Raw genomic sequence first — 14,825 nt, forward strand, 5'->3', positions numbered from 1 at the left:
GGCGTGATGCGAGCATGGCGGTCATGGCTACCCATGTGATCACCGGAGCGGGCTCCGGCATCGGCGCGGCCGTCGCCCGCCGCCTGCACGCGCGCGGCGACGACCTCGTGCTGCACGCCCGCAGTGCCGGACGGGCCAAAGAGCTCGCCGCGGAATTCCCCGGCGCCCGGACCCTCGTCGGCGACCTCGCGGACCCCGACCGGCTCAGCTGGGCCTTCTCCCACCAGTCGCTGCCCGAGCAGGTCGACTCGCTGCTGCACATCGCCGGCGTCGTCGAGCTCGGCCGGGTCGGCGAGCTGACCCCGAAGACCTGGCGGCACCAGCTCGACGTCAATCTGATCGCCCCCGCCGAACTGACCCGCCACTTCCTGCCCCAGCTCCGCGCGAGCCGCGGCCACGTGGTCTTCGTCAACTCGGGCGCGGGCCTCAACGCCCACGCCGAGTGGTCCGCCTACGCGGCCTCCAAGCACGGCCTGAAGGCCCTCGCCGACTCCCTGCGGCACGAGGAGCACGCGGCCGGCGTCCGCGTCACCTCCGTGTACCCGGGACGCACCGCCAGCCCCATGCAGGCCAAGGTGCACCAGCAGGAGGGCAAGGACTACGACCCCGGCCGCTGGATCGACCCCGAGTCGGTCGCCACCACCGTGCTGATGGCCCTCGACCTGCCGAGGGACGCCGAGGTCAACGACCTGACCGTGCGCCCGGGCCACCCGTAGCGGCCGGCGGCCGGGGACGTGAATCCCCGGCCGCCGCACTGCGTACGCTTCTCACGTGAGCGAAGAAAGCCAGATCAGGTTCGGTCCCGTGACCGGTGTCGGCTCCCTGCCGGGCACCGACGCGCGCGAAGCCGCCAAGACGGTCACCGGGAGCTTCGAGGACTTCCCGCACCTGCCCGAACTGCCCGCCCGCGGCCCCGGCGCCGACATGATCGGCCGGACCGCCGGGATGCTCGTCGAGCTGTACGCGCGCGTGGAGCCCAGCGGCTGGCGGATCGGCGACCGGCCCGGCCGCGACACCCGGCGGGCCCGCTCCTGGCTCGGCGAGGACCTGGACGCCCTGGAGGAGTTCACCCAGGACTACCGGGGCCCGCTCAAGGTGCAGGCGGTCGGTCCCTGGACGCTCGCCGCCGCCCTGGAACTGCGCAACGGCGAGGCCGCCCTGTCCGACCCCGGGGCCTGCCGCGACCTCGCCGCCTCCCTCGCCGAGGGGCTGCGCCTGCACCTCGCCGAGGTCCGGCGGCGGGTCCCGGGCGCCCGCCCGGTCCTCCAGCTCGACGAGCCGTCCCTGACCGCCGTCTTGCGCGGGCAGGTGCCGACCGCCAGCGGGTACCGCACGCACCGGGCCGTGGACCGGCAGACCGTCGAGGCGGCCCTGCGGGACATCGTCTCGGCGCACGACGGCGGCCCCGTGGTGGTGCACTCCTGCGCACCGGACGTGCCGTTCGCCCTGCTGCGCCGGGCGGGCGTGGCGGGCCTGTCCTTCGACTTCTCCCTTCTCACCGAGCGTGACGACGAGGCGATCGGTGAGGCGGTCGAGGACGGCGTCCGGCTGCTCGCCGGTGTCGTGCCCGGCACGGACGGCCCATTGTCGGACCCTGGCGGTAGCGTCATGGGTGTCAGAACGTTGTGGCGCAGGCTGGGGCTGCGGCCGGAGCTCCTCGCGGAGGCGGTCACCCTCACCCCGGCGTGCGGACTCGCGGGAGCCTCCCCGCAGTACGCGCGGTCCGCCTACGCCCACTGCGTCCGGGCCGCGAGATCCCTCGCGGACAACCCAGAGTAACGGGAGGACCCACGGTGGCCGGCGACCAGCAGGCGGAGACGACGAGCGTGCCCGCCGAGGCGCGCGAGAAGCACGTACAGCTCGCGGAGCAGATCGAGGAGCACCGCTTCCGGTACTACGTGAACGACGCGCCCGTGATCAGCGACGCCGAGTTCGACCGGCTGCTGCGCGAGCTGGAGGCCCTGGAGGAGGAGCACCCCGAGCTGCGCACGCCCGACTCGCCGACCCAGAAGGTCGCCGGGGCCTACGAGACGGAGTTCACCTCCGTCCAGCACCGCTCGCGCATGCTCTCCCTCGACAACACCTTCAACGACGAGGATCTCGCCGCCTGGACCGAGCGCATCCACCGGGAGCTGGGCGAGCAGACGTTCCACTTCCTGTGCGAGCTCAAGGTCGACGGCCTGGCCGTCAATCTCACCTACGAGCGGGGCCGCCTCACCCGCGCGGCGACCCGCGGCGACGGCCGCACCGGCGAGGACATCACGCCCAACGTCCGCACCATCGCCGAGATCCCCGACCGGCTCACCGGCGAGGAGGTGCCCGACCTGGTGGAGATCCGGGGCGAGGTCTTCTTCCCGATGGAGAAGTTCCAGGAGCTCAACGCCCGCCTGGTGGCGGCCGGCGACAAGCCCTTCGCCAACCCGCGCAACGCGGCGGCCGGTTCGCTGCGGCAGAAGGACCCGCGCGTGACGGCCACCCGTCCGCTGCACATGGTGGTCCACGGCATCGGCGCGCTGGAGGGCTTCTCCGGCCGCATCACCCGCCTGTCCGAGGCGTACGACCTGCTCAAGTCCTGGGGCCTGCCCACCTCTCCGCACAACAAGGTGGTCGACGGCATCGAGGGCGTCCGGGAGTTCATCGCGTACTACGGCGAGAACCGCCACTCCGTGGCACACGAGATCGACGGCGTCGTCGTCAAGCTGGACGAGATCCCGCTCCAGGGCCGGCTCGGCACCACCTCGCGCGCCCCGCGCTGGGCCATCGCGTATAAGTACGCGCCCGAGGAGGTCAACACCAAGCTCATCAACATCCGCGTGGGCGTGGGCCGTACGGGCCGGGTCACGCCCTACGCCCAGGTCGAGCCGGTCACCGTCGCCGGGTCGGAGGTCGAGTTCGCCACCCTGCACAACCAGGACGTCGTGAAGGCCAAAGGGGTCCTCATCGGCGACACGGTGGTGCTGCGCAAGGCCGGCGACGTCATCCCCGAGATCCTCGGCCCGGTCGCCGACCTGCGCGACGGCAGCGAGCGCGAGTTCGTCATGCCGTCCGAGTGCCCCGAGTGCGGCACGCCGCTGAAGCCGATGAAGGAGGGCGACGTCGATCTGCGCTGCCCCAACGCCCGCACCTGCCCCGCCCAGTTGCGCGAGCGGCTGTTCTACCTCGCCGGCCGCAAGGCCCTGGACATCGAGCACTTCGGCTATGTCGCCGCCGCCGCCCTCACCCGGCCGCTGGAGCCCGCCGACCCGCCGCTGCGCGACGAGGGCGACCTGTTCGACCTGACCATCGAGCAGTTGCTGCCCATCAAGGCGTACGTGCTCGACCAGGACAGCGGTCTGCCCAAGCGGGACCCGAAGACCGGCGAGGAGAAGATCGCCACCGTCTTCGCCAACCAGGAGGGCGCCCCCAAGAAGAACGCGGTGGCGATGCTGGAGAACATCGCCGCGGCCAAGGACCGCCCGCTCGCCCGCATCCTGACCGCCCTGTCGATCCGCCATGTCGGGCCGGTCGCGGCGGAGGCGCTGGCCCGCGAGTTCCGCTCCATCGAGCGCATCGAGCAGGCCTCCGAGGAGGAACTGGCCGCCACTCCCGGAGTCGGCGGGATCATCGCCGCCTCGCTCAAGCAGTGGTTCGCGGAGGACTGGCACCGCGAGATCATCCGGAAGTGGAAGGCGGCCGGGGTGCGCATGGCCGACGAGTCCTCCGGCGAGGACGAGGGCCCGCGCCCGCTCCAGGGACTCACCGTCGTGGTGACGGGCACCCTGGAGCGCTTCACCCGCGACGGGGCGAAGGAGGCCCTGCAGAACCAGGGCGCCAAGGTGACCGGATCGGTGTCCAAGAAGACGTCCTTCGTGGTCGTCGGTGACAACCCTGGTTCGAAGTACGACAAGGCGATGCAGCTCAAAGTGCCGGTCCTGAACGAGGAGGGTTTCGAGGTCCTCCTCGCGGACGGACCGGAAGCAGCCACGGAGGTCGCGCTTTCGGCCGACGGGTAACGGTTGAAGACGCCCCGATCGGCGCATACCAGATGCATACGGGTGGCCGGGGCGCATTCGGGCAACCGTCGGCGACCGGTGCCCGAGGAAGCCTTCCGCGGCCTACTGTTGGGAGGTGCACCTGCCGTGCCCAGCTGCGGTCGGGGCACCCCCGTGTGCGCAAAGGGTCCGGGGAAGGGCTTTCCATCGCGGAGCCGCTGGGAGTTGTCGGGCATCGGGCCGCGTGGCGTGGGCACCGCCGGCTGTGAGAGGGACGGGAATGGAACCGACCGAGAGCGCCGCCCCGGGCTCACGGCTGCGCCTGTGCCGCCTGGCGGCCGTCCGCCGGCGCGGTCGCGGGGACGGGCGGCCGGCGGCCCGGCCGGACGCGCGGGGGCGCACCGGAGCGGGCACCGCGGACGGACTCGGCGCCGCCCGGCCCCCCGCCGCCGGACCGCGGCCCGCACTGTCCGAGACCGAAGGCGAACGCCACCTGCCCTGGCCCGCGTTGCCCACGGCGATCGTCGCGGCCGCCGGCTTCGTCCTGGGCGCCGGATTCCTGTACGCCTTCACCGGCGGCCACGCCCTCTTCCCGTCCGGCACCGTCGGCTGGTCCCTCGCCGTGCTCACCGGCGTCATCGTCGGCCACCTGGTCATGCTGGGCCGCTCCCGCTGGTGGGGCGGCACCGGCTCGGGCGCCGCGCTCACCCTCGCCGTGCTGCTCCTCTACGGCTGGGTGCCGGCCGGCATGGTCAGCCTCACCGTCGTCGTGCTGGTCGGCGCCGCCCGCCGGGGCCGCTGGCGGCAGGGCGTCCTGCACGGCGCGGTCGACCTGCTCGGGATCGGCGCCGGCGCGCTGGTGCTGGCCGCCTCCGGCTCCGTGCCGTCCGTCGAGTCCCCGTCCGCCACGGGCAGCTGGTCCTTCGCCACCGCCTTCGAGGTGGTGCTCGTCGCCGCCGCCTACCTCGCCGTCACCCGCACCCTCTTCTGGTACCTGCACACCCCGCGCGCCGGGCTGCCCACCGTCGCCCGCACCGCCCTCGTCCGGCAGGCCCTGGTCGCCGTCGCCCTGCTCGGGATAGCCCCGCTGATCTGCGTGGTCGCGGACGCCAAGCCGCTGCTGCTCCCGCTGTTCGCCATTCCGCTGATCGCGCTCGACTCCACCCTGTGGATAGCCCGGGCGCGCGCGGAGGAGCAGCTGCGCGACCCGCTGACCGGCCTGCCGAACCGGCAGTGGCTGCTGGAGCGGATCTGGACCGCCCTCGACGACGCGGAGCGCATCGAGGCCCGCTCCGCTCTCATGCTGATCGACCTCGACCGGTTCCGTTCGGTCAACGACACCCTCGGTCATCTCGCCGGTGACCGGCTGCTGCTGCAGATCGCCGACCGGCTGAGAGCCGCCCTGCCGCGCGGTGCCGAGGCGGCCCGGCTCGGCGGCGACGAGTTCGCCGTTTTACTGCCCGTCGCCGACTCCACCACGTCCGCGACCCGCGTCGCCCGCAGCCTGGTCGCGGCCCTCAGCTCGCCGCTCGACCTCGACGGACTCACCCTCGTCCTGGAGGCCAGCGCGGGCGTCGCCGTCTTCCCCGACCACGCGCTCGACGCGGAAGGGCTGCTGCGGCGGGCGGACGTCGCGATGTACCAGGCCAAGCGGGACCGCACCGGCGTCGAGGTCTACGAGTCCAAGCGGGACTCCAACACCCCCGACCGGCTGGGACTGCTGGGCGACCTGCGCCGCGCCCTGGACGCCCACGAGGTCCAGCTGCACTACCAGCCCAAAGTCCGCTTCGACGGCCAGGTGTCCGGCCTGGAGGCCCTGGTGCGGTGGGTGCACCCGGAGCGCGGCCGGGTCCCCCCGGACGAGTTCATCGCGATCGCCGAGTCCTCCGGACTCATGCCGCACCTCACCGAGTACGTCCTGGAGACCGCCCTCGAACAGGTCGCCGCCTGGCGCGCCCAGGGCCTGTTCGTGCCGGTCGCGGTCAACGTCTCCCCACGCGACGTGCACACCCCCGGCTTCGCCGGCTCCGTCGCCGCCCGGCTCGCCCGGCACGGCGTGCCCGCCGGGGCGCTCCAGCTGGAGATCACCGAGCACGTCCTGCTGGAGGACCCGCAGCGCGCCGCCGACACCCTCAACGCCCTGACCGGCCACGGCGTGAAGATGTCCCTCGACGACTTCGGCACCGGCTACTCCTCACTCGTGCACCTGCGGCGGCTGCCGGTCAGCGAACTCAAGATCGACCGGTCCTTCGTGGCCCGGCTCGCCGTCGACACCGAGGACGCCGAGATCGTGCGCTGCACGATCGACCTCGCCCACTCCCTCGGCCTGCTCGTCGTCGCCGAGGGCGTCGAGGACGACGAGACCTGGGAGCGCCTGCGCGACCTGCGCTGCGACGCCGTCCAGGGCTGGCTCGTGGCGGCCGCGATGCCGCCCGACGAGACCACCGCCTGGCTCCTGGCCCGCGGTTCCCGCGGCTGGCAGCGCCCGGCGGCGGCCCTCCCCGCCGCCGCGGGCGACGACTCGGGCCGGGTCGGCTGACGAGAGGCCCTGGGCGTACGGTTCCCCCACCGGCCCGCACACCGTTCACGGCCACGGTCGCGGGCCCCATAGGATTGGCCCCAAACACACACACTCACCCCAGAGGAACGCTGCATGCCTGGCATCACGCGCGAGGAGGTCGCCCACCTCGCCCGGCTGGCGCGTCTGGAGCTGAAGCCCGAAGAGCTCGACCACTTCGCAGGCCAGCTCGACGACATCATCGGCGCGGTGGCCCGCGTCAGTGAGGTCGCCGACCAAGACGTCCCGCCGACCTCGCACCCCCTTCCGCTGACGAACGTCATGCGGCCGGACGAGGTCCGTCCCTCGCTCACCCCCGAGCAGGCGCTGTCCGGCGCCCCGGCCCAGGAGCAGCAGCGTTTCAAGGTGCCGCAGATCCTGGGGGAGGAGTAACCGCCATGAGCGACCACATCATCAGGCTCACCGCGGCCGAGACCGCGGCGAAGATCGCCTCCGGCGAACTCACCGCCGTGGAGGTCACCGAGGCCCACCTGGCCCGCATCGACGCCGTCGACGAGAAGGTGCATGCCTTCCTGCACGTCGACCGCGAGGGCGCTCTCGCGCAGGCCCGTGCCGTCGACGAGAAGCGGGCCAAGGGGGAGAAGCTCGGCCCGCTGGCCGGTGTCCCCCTCGCCCTGAAGGACATCTTCACCACCGAGGGCATCCCGACCACCGTCGGCTCCAGGATGCTCGAGGGCTGGATCCCGCCGTACGACGCGACGCTCACCAAGCGCCTCAAGGACGCCGACGTCGTCATCCTCGGCAAGACCAACATGGACGAGTTCGCCATGGGGTCCTCCACCGAGAACAGCGCCTACGGCCCGACCGGCAACCCCTGGGACCTCACCCGGATCCCCGGCGGCTCCGGCGGCGGCTCGTCGGCCGCGCTCGCCTCCTTCCAGGCGCCGCTCGCCATCGGCACCGACACCGGCGGTTCCATCCGCCAGCCGGCCTCCGTCACCGGCACCGTCGGCGTCAAGCCGACGTACGGCGCGGTGTCCCGCTACGGCATGGTGGCGTTCTCCTCCTCCCTCGACCAGGGCGGCCCCTGCGCCCGCACGGTCCTGGACGCGGCCCTGCTGCACGAGGTGATCGCCGGCCACGACCCGATGGACTCCACCTCCATCGACGAGCCGGTCCCGCCGGTCGTGGAGGCCGCCCGCAACGGCAGCGTCCAGGGCATGCGCGTGGGCGTCGTCAAGCAGTTCCGCGGCGAGGGTTACCAGGCCGGTGTCGTCCAGCGGTTCGACGAGGCCGTGGAACTCCTCAAGGGGCTCGGCGCCGAGATCGTCGAGCTGGACTGCCCGTCCTTCGACCTCGCGCTGTCGGCGTACTACCTGATCGCGCCCTCCGAGTGCTCCTCCAACCTCGCCCGGTTCGACGGCCTGCGCTACGGCCTGCGCACCGGCGACGACGGCAGCCACTCCGCCGAGGAGGTCACCTCGCTGACCCGCGAGGCGGGCTTCGGCGACGAGGTCAAGCGCCGCATCATGCTCGGCACCTACGCGCTCAGCTCCGGCTACTACGACGCGTACTACGGCAGCGCCCAGAAGGTCCGCACGCTGATCAAGCGGGACTTCGACGCGGCGTTCGAGCAGGTCGACGTGATCGTCTCCCCGACGACCCCGACCACCGCCTTCCCGATCGGCGAGCGCGCCGACGACCCGATGGCGATGTACCTCGCCGACCTGTGCACCATCCCGACCAACCTGGCGGGCAACGCGGCCATGTCGCTGCCCTGCGGCCTCGCACCCGAGGACAACCTGCCGGTCGGACTGCAGATCATCGCCCCGGTCATGAAGGACGACCGCCTCTACAAGGTGGGTGCCGCCGTCGAGGCCGCCTTCGTGGAAAAGTGGGGCCACCCGCTGCTCGAGGAGGCTCCGTCGCTGTGAGTGCACTGACCAAGGCCAAGGGCTTCAAGAAGTCCAGGTCCGGTACGTACCTGTCCATGGCCGCCACCGCGTTCGGCGCGGTCGGCGTCGCCAAGCGCGTCAAGAAGGCCCGGCTGGAGAAGGACACCCTGGTCCTGATCGACGCCACCGTGTCCGCCGCCGCCATCGTCACCGGCCTCGCCATCCTCTACCGCGAGCTGAAGCGGCTGGGCGACGACGACGTCCTGCTGGGCTGAGAGGGAAGTTTCACCGTGACCACCACGACCGACCTGGTGTCGTACGAGGACGCGCTGGCGTCGTACGACCCCGTCATGGGCCTTGAGGTCCATGTCGAACTCGGCACCCGCACCAAGATGTTCTGCGGCTGCGCGACCGCCCTGGGCGCCGAGCCGAACACCCAGACCTGCCCGGTCTGCCTCGGCCTGCCCGGAGCGCTCCCGGTCGTCAACGCGACCGGCGTCGAGTCGGCGATCAGGATCGGTCTCGCACTGCACTGCGAGATCGCCGAATGGTGCCGCTTCGCCCGGAAGAACTACTTCTATCCGGACATGCCGAAGAACTTCCAGACCTCCCAGTACGACGAGCCGATCGCCTTCGACGGCTACCTCGACGTGCAGCTGGAGGACGGGGAGACCTTCCGCGTCGAGATCGAGCGCGCCCACATGGAGGAGGACACCGGCAAGTCGACCCACGTCGGCGGCGCCACCGGCCGCATCCACGGCGCGTCCCACTCCCTGCTCGACTACAACCGGGCCGGCATCCCGCTCATCGAGATCGTCACCAAGCCGATCGTGGGCGCCGGTGAGCGCGCCCCCGAGGTCGCGCGGGCCTACGTCCGTGAGCTGCGCGAACTCATCCGGGCGCTCGGTGTGTCCGACGCCCGCATGGAGATGGGCCAGATGCGCTGCGACGTCAACCTGTCGCTGATGCCGAAGGGCGCCGAGAAGTTCGGCACCCGCAGCGAGACCAAGAACGTCAACTCGCTGCGCTCCGTCGAGCGGGCCGCCCGCTTCGAGATCCAGCGGCACGCGGCCGTGCTGAACTCGGGCGGCACCATCGTCCAGGAGACCCGCCACTTCCACGAGGACACGGGGTCCACGACCTCCGGCCGCGTGAAGGAGGAGGCCGAGGACTACCGGTACTTCCCGGAGCCCGACCTGGTCCCCGTCGCCCCGTCCCGCGAGTGGGTCGAGAAGCTGCGCGCCGAACTGCCCGAGCTGCCGCTGGTGCGGCGCAACCGGCTCCGCGAGGAGTGGGGGATCTCCGGCACCGACATGCAGGCGATCCTCAACGCCGGTGCGCTGGACCCGATCGTCGCCACCATCGAGGCCGGCGCCGACGCGGCCTCCGCCCGCAAGTGGTGGATGGGCGAGCTGGCCCGCAGCGCCAACGAGTCGGGCAAGGCGCTGGACGAGCTGGCCATCACGCCCGCGCAGGTCGCCCGGGTCGCCGAGCTGGTGACCTCCGGCGACCTCAACGACAAGCTGGCCCGCCAGGTCATCGAGGGCGTCCTCGCGGGCGAGGGCACCCCCGACGAGGTCGTGGAGAAGCGCGGCCTGAAGGTCGTCTCCGACGAGGGCGCGCTCACCGCCGCCGTCGAGGAGGCCATCGCCGGCAACCCGGGCGTCGCGGACAAGATCCGCGGCGGCAAGGTGGCGGCGGTCGGCGCCCTGGTCGGCGCGGTCATGAAGGCCACGCGCGGGCAGGCCGACGCGGCCCGGGTGAAGGAACTGATCCTGGAGAAGCTGGGCGTCTGACGGCGCTCATCCGCAGGAGGTCAGGAGGGGCGCAACGGTCCGCCGGTGCGCCCCTCGCTCCGTGTCGGCACGCGTCCGGCTCAGCGGCGGCGGCCCACCACGCGGGCGAAGCCCAGCGTGCGGCCCTCGTCGGCGCGCAGCATCCGCGCGCTCTCCCGGCTCATCCGCACGTGGAAGTCGTCGCCGCTCTCCTCGGCGACCACGTCGCACCACAGCAGCCAGTCGCGCCAGCCGTCCGGCTGCCAGTCGGCGGCCGTCACGGACACCGCCCCGCTGCGGGTCCAGTGCCGCCGCCACCAGGCGGGGGAGTGGAAGCACCAGAAGGCCGGCTCCCAGAACGGCTCCAGGTGCTCCGGCGGTTCGGTCCCATCGATCTCCTCCCGCAGCGCGGGCACCACGACGCCGACGGTGCCCCCCGGCTTCAGCAGCCGGGTCAGCGTGGGCAGGTACAGGTCGTCGGTGCCGAAGTACTGGTACGCGTCGACGGAGACGATCGCGTCGAACGTCTCCTCGCCGAAGGGCAGGTCGTGCGCCTCGGCACGGACCGGCAGCACCCGGTCGGCGACCCCGGCGTCGGCGATGCGCCGCGCGTTGTCCCCGGGCTCGGTCCACAGGTCGGCGGCGGTGACCCGGACGTCGTACTCGCGGGCCAGGAAGACGGACGTCATGGCCCGCCCGCAGCCCAGGTCGAGCACCCGGGCACCGGGCCGCAGGACGTCGGGCCCCAGGGCCCCGGCCAGCCACTCCAGCAGCCACAGCGCGTGTGGGCCCATCTGGTTCTCGATCGTCCAGCGGGCGTCGTAGGCAGCACTGCGGGGGTATCGGGGGAGGGTCAGACGGGCGGCCAGGGCGTCATCGGCCGGGGTGCGGCCGGCCGGGGAGTCGGGGCGGTTCGGAAGGCGGTCCGGCATGGGGCAACGGGCTCCTCGCTGAGGTGAGTGACCCCTGCATCGTGTCGGACAACCGCCCGGGACGGCACGGCCCGCTCCGGCCCGGGCACGGGGTGTCGCGCGCCCGGCGCTCGGTGAGCGGCCCGCGCACGGGCCTCGGGAACACGGGCGCCGGGACCCGCACATCGGCAAGGGCCGCACCCGGCCGGACCCCGCCCCCGGTGCCGGGACACCGGCCGCTACGCTCCCGGGCCATGAGTGGACGCGCCGATTCCGACACGCACCCGGACACGCGTCCGGAGCCGGACGAGGCACCCCGGGACCCCGCCGGCCCGGACGCCCCCGCCCCGGCCCCGGACGACGACCGGGAGACCCTGCCGCCCGGCGGGGCGGGTGAGCGGCCGGAGCCGGAGGAGGACACCGACGCCGACGGCTCCCGGGCGCGCCGGGCCCGGTTCGTCGCGGCCGGCACCGGCGCCGTGCTCTCCGTGGCGGGACTGGCCGCCGCGCTGCTCCGCCTCGCCGGTCCCGCGCCCGCGCCGGTCCCCGCCGCGTACGCCGGCGGCGCCGCGGTCTGCGTCCTCGCGGCGGTGCTCGGCTCCCGCGGCAGGACCCGGCGGGCCCTGTGGCTGCTGGTCGCCGGGCTCATGGTGATGGCGCTGGGCGACCAGTTCGACTGACGTCGCCGGCCCGGGACCCGCCGGAGAGTTCCCTTCCCGCGGGGGCGATCCGGTGAGACATCTCACGCGGTTCGGCACAGCCGGCGGGATTGTCGTGTGAGCCCTCTCGCATTCCTGTGAACAAGCCCACGAATATCACAATTGATCATCGTTGCCTGCAAGAGTGACAGGGCATTGCTCATGCGTTCTTTGCGGGCGGTTCATTCCATGAACGTCTGTTCCCGGTCAAAGATCCACACACAGAGTCATTCCGGGAGCACATTCGTGGCAGCCCTCGCACGCTGGTGTGTCCAACGCCGTCCGCTCGTCGTCCTGCTGTGGCTCCTCGCCCTGGGCGGGGTCGCCGCGGGTGCCGCCGTCGCGGGCTCCGCCTACTCGAACGACTACGAGGTCCCGGGCACCGAGTCGGGCCGCGCCGTCGAGCTGCTGCACGAGGGTTTCCCGGATCTCGGCGGCGACAGCGACACCGTCGTGTGGCACACCGGATCCGGTGGCGTCCGTGACGCCGCGGTCGAGCAGAGCATGACCCGCACCCTGGAACGCATCGCGGCGCTGCCCGGTGTCACCTCCGTGACCGGCCCCTACGACGACGCGGCGGGCGCCGGACGGATCAGCGAGGACGGCCGCACCGCCTACGCCACCGTCACCTTCGCCGACCAGGCCAAGGACATCGACGCCCGGCAGGCCGCGGCCGTGGTCGAGACGGCCAAGAGCGCCGAGACGGACGGGCTGCAGGTCGAACTCAGCGGCAGCGCCGTCGGCCTGACCGAGGCCCCCGAGGGGCACGTCGCGGAGGCGGTCGGCGTGCTCGTCGCCGCCGTCGTGCTGTTCCTCGCCTTCGGCTCCCTCGCCGCCTCCCTGCTGCCCATCGCCACCGCACTGGTCGGGGTCGGCACGGCGTACGCGGGCATCTCCCTGCTCGGGCACGTGATGACCGTCGCCGACTTCGCGCCCATGCTCGGGCTGCTGATCGGGCTCGGCGTCGGCATCGACTACGCGCTGTTCATCGTGACCAGACACCGGCGCGGACTCAAGCGCGGGCTGTCCGTGCCCGAGGCCGCCGCCGAGGCCGTCGCCACCACCGGACGCGCGGTCGTGTTCGCGGGTGCCACCGTTTGCATCGCCCTGCTGGGCATGCTGATCCTCCGGCTGAGCTTCCTCAACGGCGTCGCCGTCGCGGCCTCGCTCACCGTGGTCCTGACGGTCGCCGCGTCCGTCACCCTGCTGCCCGCCCTGCTGTCGTTCATCGGCATGCGCGCGCTCAGCCGCCGCGAGCGCCGCAGGCTCGCCGCATTCGGCCCCCAGCCCGAGCTGCCGACCGGGTGGGCGGCCCGCTGGTCGGCGTTCGTGGAGCGGCACCCCAAGCTGCTCGGCGTCGTCGCCCTGGTCGTCATGGCGGTCCTCGCGCTGCCCACCCTCTCGCTGCACCTGGGCACGTCCGACCAGGGCAACAACCCCAGGACGTCCACCACCCGCCAGGCCTACGACCTCCTCGCCGACGGCTTCGGCCCCGGCGTGAACGGCCCGCTCACCGTCGTCACCCGGGTCGACGGGGCCCAGGACCGGCTGGCCCTCGGCGACCTCGACGCCACCCTGCGCGACACCCAGGGCGTCGCCTCCGTCTCACCGGTCACCTACGGCACGGCCGGCGACACCGCGTACCTCACCGTCGTGCCCGAGTCCTCCCCGCAGGCGGAGCGGACCAGCGACCTCGTCGACCGGCTGCGCGAGGACGTTCTGCCGCGTGCGGAGGCGGGCACCTCGCTCGACCTGCTGGTCGGCGGCACGACGGCCGGCTACGACGACTTCGCCGACGTCATCGTCGGCAAGCTGCCCGTCTTCGTCGGTGTCGTCGTCGCCCTCGGCTGTCTGCTGCTCCTGCTCGCCTTCCGCTCCATCGGCATACCGCTCAAGGCCGCCGCGATGAACGTGGCCGCGGTGGCCGGCGCCTTCGGGGTCGTCGTGGCGATCTTCCAGTGGGGCTGGGGCAGCGAACTGCTCGGTCTGGGGCGGGCGGGGCCCATCGAGCCCTTCCTCCCCGTGATCATGGTGTCCGTGCTCTTCGGCCTCTCCATGGACTACCAGGTCTTCCTGGTCAGCCGGATGTACGAGGAGTGGCTGGAGACCGGTGACAACCGGCGCGCGGTCCGGGTCGGCCTCGCCGAGACCAGCCGGGTGATCAACTCCGCGGCCGTGATCATGATCTCGGTGTTCCTCGCCTTCGTCCTCAGCGGGGACCGTGTGATCGCCATGTTCGGCATCGCGCTCGCCGCCGCCGTCGCCCTGGACGCCTTCGTCCTGCGCACGCTCCTCGTCCCGGCCCTCATGCACATGCTCGGCGGCGCCAACTGGTGGCTGCTCCGACCGCTCGACCGGATCCTGCCGCGCATCAGCATCGAGCCGCCCGAGGTCCGCGCCACCCACGAGCGGCTGGACGAGGTCACCGACGCCGAGGTAGCCGGGGTGCTCGCCGCGGAACGGGCCCGGCACGACGCCGGCGACACGGCCGGCTGATCCGCCGGATCTCTGAGGGGTCTCAGGGACGTCCTGAGGCACCTTACGGACGTCCCCGGGGCCCCTCACACCCGTCTAAGGCCCCCGGTGCCGCGGAAGATGCGGAAGTCTCCCGATGTGGCGGACCCCCCTGGGAGACGAAGGTGGAGGCATCGCAGACAGCGAGATCCACCGACACACCGTCCGAGGGGCCACACCATGTTCGAGTACGAGTTCCAGAAGCTCCGTCAGCAGGAACTGATCGGCGCGGCCGAGGAGCAGCGCCGCGTCCGGGAGGCCGTCCGGGTCCGCCGTGCCGCCCGCCGCGATGCCGGCGCACGGGGCGCCGCCGACGAGAGCCATAGCCGCCGCACCCGCCGGTACCGGTTCGCCCGAGCGGCATGAACCGGACGCCGGGCAGCGGCGGCCGCACGGGGGTCGGCCGCCGCACGCCGGACCCGGCCGCCACCGGCGCGGCTCCGGCGTCCGGACCGGACCCCGCCGCCGGCCCCGCCCGCCCCGCGGCAGCCGCCGCCACCGCCCCGCCGACAGCGGGCCTCCCGGCCGAAGATCCCGGCGGGC

Annotated in this window: 12 protein-coding genes; 11 read left to right on the plus strand and 1 reads right to left on the minus strand. The window is 72.9% G+C overall.

Annotated features, from left to right (window positions below; genetic code table 11):
- The first annotated feature begins 14 nt into the window (after window positions 1-14).
- The 8 genes from ACIRPP_RS15010 (at window position 15) to gatB (ending at window position 10,180) form a co-directional block, all read left to right on the plus strand.
- On the plus strand, window positions 15-716 hold the full coding sequence (locus tag ACIRPP_RS15010) for an SDR family oxidoreductase (RefSeq protein ID WP_403642072.1): 702 nt from the start codon (window positions 15-17) through the stop codon (window positions 714-716).
- 55 nt (window positions 717-771) lie between these two features.
- Window positions 772-1,779 carry a methionine synthase gene (locus ACIRPP_RS15015; protein WP_403642075.1) on the plus strand — a complete coding sequence of 336 codons (1,008 nt, stop codon included), beginning with the start codon at window positions 772-774 and terminating at the stop codon, window positions 1,777-1,779.
- 14 nt (window positions 1,780-1,793) lie between these two features.
- Complete coding sequence (gene ligA / locus ACIRPP_RS15020; RefSeq protein ID WP_403642078.1) at window positions 1,794-3,992, plus strand: NAD-dependent DNA ligase LigA; 2,199 nt, start codon at window positions 1,794-1,796, stop codon at window positions 3,990-3,992.
- Window positions 3,993-4,251: 259 nt separating this feature from the next.
- Entirely contained in the window at window positions 4,252-6,510 is a 2,259-nt protein-coding gene (locus tag ACIRPP_RS15025; protein ID WP_403642081.1) for a putative bifunctional diguanylate cyclase/phosphodiesterase, read from the plus strand.
- Between the two features lie 114 nt (window positions 6,511-6,624).
- Complete coding sequence (gene gatC, locus ACIRPP_RS15030; protein ID WP_004925108.1) at window positions 6,625-6,921, plus strand: Asp-tRNA(Asn)/Glu-tRNA(Gln) amidotransferase subunit GatC; 297 nt, start codon at window positions 6,625-6,627, stop codon at window positions 6,919-6,921.
- Between the two features lie 5 nt (window positions 6,922-6,926).
- Window positions 6,927-8,423, plus strand: a complete 1,497-nt coding sequence (gene gatA / locus ACIRPP_RS15035) for an Asp-tRNA(Asn)/Glu-tRNA(Gln) amidotransferase subunit GatA (RefSeq protein WP_403642085.1) — start codon at window positions 6,927-6,929, stop codon at window positions 8,421-8,423.
- The gene (locus ACIRPP_RS15040) at window positions 8,420-8,659 is read left to right on the plus strand and encodes a hypothetical protein (protein WP_164334242.1); all 240 of its coding nucleotides are present in this window, start codon (window positions 8,420-8,422) and stop codon (window positions 8,657-8,659) included. Before gatA ends, ACIRPP_RS15040 begins: the two co-directional genes overlap by 4 nt.
- A gap of 15 nt (window positions 8,660-8,674) precedes the next feature.
- Window positions 8,675-10,180 (plus strand): Asp-tRNA(Asn)/Glu-tRNA(Gln) amidotransferase subunit GatB, encoded by a 1,506-nt coding sequence (gene gatB, locus ACIRPP_RS15045; protein WP_403642088.1) that lies wholly within the window; start codon window positions 8,675-8,677, stop codon window positions 10,178-10,180.
- Window positions 10,181-10,260: 80 nt separating this feature from the next.
- On the opposite strand, the gene ACIRPP_RS15050 is transcribed toward gatB, so the two are convergent.
- Window positions 10,261-11,091, minus strand: coding sequence for an SAM-dependent methyltransferase (locus ACIRPP_RS15050; protein ID WP_403642091.1), 831 nt, complete (start codon window positions 11,089-11,091; stop codon window positions 10,261-10,263).
- Between the two features lie 233 nt (window positions 11,092-11,324).
- Here ACIRPP_RS15050 and ACIRPP_RS15055 point away from each other — a divergent pair, with 233 nt between their 5' ends.
- The 3 genes from ACIRPP_RS15055 to ACIRPP_RS15065 all read left to right on the plus strand — a co-directional run bounded on the left by ACIRPP_RS15055 (window position 11,325) and on the right by ACIRPP_RS15065 (window position 14,648).
- Complete coding sequence (locus tag ACIRPP_RS15055) at window positions 11,325-11,750, plus strand: hypothetical protein (RefSeq protein ID WP_403642094.1); 426 nt, start codon at window positions 11,325-11,327, stop codon at window positions 11,748-11,750.
- A gap of 264 nt (window positions 11,751-12,014) precedes the next feature.
- A complete protein-coding gene (locus tag ACIRPP_RS15060) occupies window positions 12,015-14,264 on the plus strand; it encodes an MMPL family transporter (protein WP_403642096.1) in 2,250 nt (749 codons plus the stop codon).
- 198 nt (window positions 14,265-14,462) lie between these two features.
- Window positions 14,463-14,648, plus strand: coding sequence for a hypothetical protein (locus ACIRPP_RS15065; protein WP_403642099.1), 186 nt, complete (start codon window positions 14,463-14,465; stop codon window positions 14,646-14,648).
- Window positions 14,649-14,825: the final 177 nt, after the last annotated feature.

The organism is Streptomyces sp. NPDC101219 (assembly GCF_044767675.1).
In the GTDB taxonomy this organism is placed as follows: Bacteria; Actinomycetota; Actinomycetes; order Streptomycetales; family Streptomycetaceae; genus Streptomyces.